The organism is Acidisphaera rubrifaciens HS-AP3 (assembly GCF_000964365.1).
Taxonomy (GTDB): Bacteria; Pseudomonadota; Alphaproteobacteria; order Acetobacterales; family Acetobacteraceae; genus Acidisphaera; species Acidisphaera rubrifaciens.
Genome location: NZ_BANB01000205.1, coordinates 1 through 3,293, shown reverse-complemented (window position 1 = coordinate 3,293; position 3,293 = coordinate 1). Strand labels below are relative to the sequence as shown.

At 69.1% G+C, this 3,293-nt stretch carries 4 protein-coding genes; all 4 read right to left on the bottom strand.

The genetic code is table 11. The annotated features are described in order from the left end of the window. Positions 1 to 20 precede the first annotated feature (20 nt). A complete protein-coding gene (locus tag B8460_RS07175) occupies positions 21 to 845 on the bottom strand; it encodes a CmcJ/NvfI family oxidoreductase (protein WP_048860901.1) in 825 nt (274 codons plus the stop codon). A gap of 90 nt (positions 846 to 935) precedes the next feature. Beyond that, the gene (locus tag B8460_RS07170) at positions 936 to 1,580 is read right to left on the bottom strand and encodes a glutathione S-transferase family protein (RefSeq protein WP_048860900.1); all 645 of its coding nucleotides are present in this window, start codon (positions 1,578 to 1,580) and stop codon (positions 936 to 938) included. Positions 1,581 to 1,757: 177 nt separating this feature from the next. Next, positions 1,758 to 2,246: an SsrA-binding protein SmpB gene (smpB, locus tag B8460_RS07165; RefSeq protein ID WP_048860899.1), complete on the bottom strand. Its 489-nt coding sequence runs from the start codon at positions 2,244 to 2,246 to the stop codon at positions 1,758 to 1,760. Positions 2,247 to 2,292: 46 nt separating this feature from the next. Beyond that, positions 2,293 to 3,171, bottom strand: coding sequence for a 4-hydroxy-tetrahydrodipicolinate synthase (gene dapA / locus B8460_RS07160; protein ID WP_048860898.1), 879 nt, complete (start codon positions 3,169 to 3,171; stop codon positions 2,293 to 2,295). Positions 3,172 to 3,293 lie beyond the last annotated feature (122 nt).

Below are 3,293 nucleotides of genomic sequence, written 5' to 3'. Positions count from 1 at the left end.
GTCCCCCACGGGCGGCGCCGTCAGTAGAAAGCGATGGTCCGCAGCTCGATGCTCTCGCGCGCCGGCGCATCGGGCGCCGTCGTCGGATCATCGAACGCGCTGTGCCCGAGGAAGCGCGCGCGCCCGTCTTCGACCGAATCATAGGTTTTCAGCAGCAGCGCATGCTCCGGCAGCATGCCCGGGAAATACCACCAGTGATGCGGGTCGGAATGACGCAGCACGTAGATCTCGCCGTCGCGCTCGCGGTAGCGCAGCGCCATGGTGATGAAGTCGTCATCGGTGGACGACGTGACGTCGCACATCGCGAGCGGCTTTTCCTCGACACGGCGACGCAGGGGCTTCCACACGTTGTAGAACGCGACGCGGCCCGACAGCAGCCGGTCCGCCTCGTCCGGCAGCACCTGCCGCACGCGCAGCGGGCCGGAGTTCGGCGTGTAGTCGCAATGGACCAGCATCACCGGCGCGCGCTGCGTCGTAGTGGTCTCCGCCGTCTGCTGCGCGGCGTTGGCCTTGGTGCGGATCGTGTGATCGAAGATCACCACGCGGCGGGCGCCGGTGGTGGCTTTCACGAAGTCGATGACCTCCGGATAGAAGCGCGCCTTGATCGCCGCGTCCTCGTCCCACGCCGCGAAGCTGGACGGGAAATCGCCCAGGGCGAACCCTTCCCGGTCGAGCGAGAAGTCGCGGGCGCGGTCCCATCCGTCATGGACCACGACCTGCTGCGGGTCGTCGCCGGGCGAGCGGATCGGCGTGCCCGCCGGCGGCTCGTAGAAATACACTTCCGGCATCACGCCGGTATCGCGCGTGTAGTTCATGGTCGCGCGGACAGTCGATGCGTCTGCCATGCTTCGTTGCCATCAGCGCGGGAGATGGGGAACGCGTCCCCCGGGGATGCCGCGCGCCCCCCGGTGACCCTGTCGCCAGTCGTTCCCAGTCTAGCCGAGACCAAGCGCATTGAGCACCGCCGGCTGTGTGCGCTGCCAGCTTGGCAGCTTCTCGATCCCCTCGACCATCCACCGCTGCAGGTTCGGGTGGTCGGCGACGGGCAGCCGCTGCTGCGGATGGAGGTGCATCGGCGCCGCCACGGCGATGTCCGCCACCGTGACGTGGTCGCCGGTCAGCCACCTCGACTGCGCCAGCCGGGCGTCGAGGATGCCGGCGAGCTTGTGCCAGTTCGGCGCTTCCTTGGCGATCACCTCCGCGTCTGGCTCCGCACCCAGAAGCGGCTTGACCACGTATTCCACGAGATAGACGTAGCAGCTCGGGAACCAGGTCGCCGCTTCCCACAGCATCCAGCGATGGATGTCGGCGCGGATCTTCGGGTCCCTGGGGTAATAGTCGTCCGCGCCGTTGATTTCGGCGGCGTACATGAGGATGGCGTTGCTCTCCGGCAGCATCAGGTCGCCGTCGACCGCCGCGGGCAGCGCCGCGTTCGGGTTGATCGCCATGTAGTCGGGCGATTTGTGCCCGCCCGTGAAGTAGTCGACATGCACCTGCTCGAACGGCGCTCCCATCAGATCCAATCCGGCAAGCACCTTGCGGCAGTTGACGGTGCACGGGTCGAGATAGACCTTCAGCATCGCACGCTCCGATCCGTTCTTGTTATGGCCGCCGGCCCGGCCACGCCGGCCGGCGGAGCCCCTCCCGGAAGCTCTACCGGACGGTAGCGAGGCGGTCTGGGGCGGTCAATCAGCGATCAGACGAAGCGCCGCGCAGCCATACGATAGCGTTGGAAACCAACCCGACCGGGGAACGGATCAGCCGCGCGCGCGCATCAGCCGCGCCTTGTCGCGCTGCCAGTCGCGGGCGGCGACGGCGGCGCGCTTGTCGGCCTTCTTGCGGCCCTCGGCGAGACCGAGCAGCACCTTCGCGCGGCCGCGTTCGTTGAAGTGGATCTGCAGCGGCACCAGCGTCTGCCCCTCGCGCGTGATGGCGCCGAGCAGGCTGCGTATTTCCTTGCGCTTGAGAAGCAGCTTGCGCGGGGCGCGCGGTTCGAAGCGCGACAGCACGCCACCCTGGTATTCGGGGATATAGGCGCCGTACAGCCACAACTCCCCGTCGCGCTCGCCGGCCCAGGACTCCGTCAGCGTCGCGCGCCCGTGCCGCAACGACTTCACCTCCGGCCCCTTGAGCACGAGACCAGCCTCTACCGTCGACTTGATCGTGTAGTCATAGCGGGCCTTGCGGTTCTGCGCGGCGATGCCGTGGCTGATCAGCCCGCTCTTTTTCGTTGTCTGTGCGGCCATCGGTGTTCCCTGCGAACGAACGGTCGCGCCGCGCCGGCGCTTCCGGTCAGTTCAGCAGCCCGACCTCCGTCATCGCCGCGCGCACCCGCGCCGCCGTCGCCGGCGCGATCGGCGCCATCGGCAGGCGGCAATGCGCCGTCCCGTGACCGAGCAGGCTGGCCGCGTATTTCACCGGTCCCGGGCTCGTCTCGGCGAACATCGCGTCGTGCAGCGGCACGAGGCGCGTCTGGATCGCCATCGCATCGGCGATGCGGCCCGACTGCCAGGCGGCGTGCATCTCGCTGCACAGGCGGGGCGCGATGTTGGCGGTGACGGAGATGCAGCCGACGCCGCCAGAGGCGAGGAAGGCGAGCGCCGTGTGATCCTCGCCCGACAGCTGGCAGAAATCCCCGCCGCAGGCGCGCGTGGTGTGCAGCGGGCGCGTCAGGTTCGCCGTCGCGTCCTTCACGCCGACGATGTTGCGGTGCTTCGCCAGCCGCGCCATCGTCTCGACCGACATGTCGACCACGCTGCGGCCGGGGATGTTGTAGATGATCAGCGGCAGGTCGACCGCGTCCGCGATCGCCGTGTAGTGCAGAAACAGGCCTTCCTGCGTCGGCTTGTTGTAGTAGGGCGTGACGACGAGGGTCGCGTCCGCGCCCGCCTGCTTGGCGTGCGCCGCCAGCTCGATCGCCTCGCGCGTGCTGTTCGATCCGGCGCCGGCGATCACCGGCACGCGGCCGCGCGCGACCTCGATCGTGATCTCGACGACCCGCTTGTGCTCGTCATGCGTCAGGGTGGGCGACTCGCCGGTGGTGCCGACCGGCACCAGACCGTGCGTTCCCTCGCGTATCTGCCACTCGACGAAGGACGCCAGCGCCGCCTCGTCGATCGTCCCGTCGGCGCGCATCGGCGTAACCAGCGCGACCAGTGACCCCTTGAACATCAGCCATCTCCGTGCCGACGGCGCGCGCCGCAGGACGCCGCCCAGCCGGGCAAGCTAGGCGCCGCCCCCGCGCCCCGCAAGGCACCGCCCCGGCCGTGGTCGTGCGTCCGCCCGGCCCAGGC